1 pseudogene is annotated in these 338 nt (G+C 47.0%); it reads right to left on the reverse strand.

Annotated features, from left to right (window positions below):
• Positions 1-338: pseudogene (locus tag ACVC08_RS00190) on the reverse strand (hypothetical protein); the annotation flags it as partial.

Below are 338 nucleotides of genomic sequence, written 5' to 3' on the forward strand. Positions count from 1 at the left end.
TTGGCTTCCCACGCACCACCATCGATACTAAACTCGTATACTGAGATCGCTGTACTTGCTGTTGTTGTCGCCGTTACTGCAATATCGTGTTGGTCTGCAAAAGCTAATGTGGTTATCTCTGCGGTAACCACTGGTGGCTCGCTTACTTCTACAAAGGTTACCGTATTTGGGTCGCCTACTATAGTAGAACAGCCTAAAGCACTAGTAACCACTACCGAGTAGTTCCCGCCTTCTGTTGGGGTAATACTAGATTGGTTTGCGTATTGTGGTTGTTCTACGCCTTCTAAGTACCAGGTAAAGGTATAGCCATCGGCCACAGTTAAGCCCGTGTCTATTGC

Source organism: Pontimicrobium sp. MEBiC06410 (assembly GCF_053601615.1).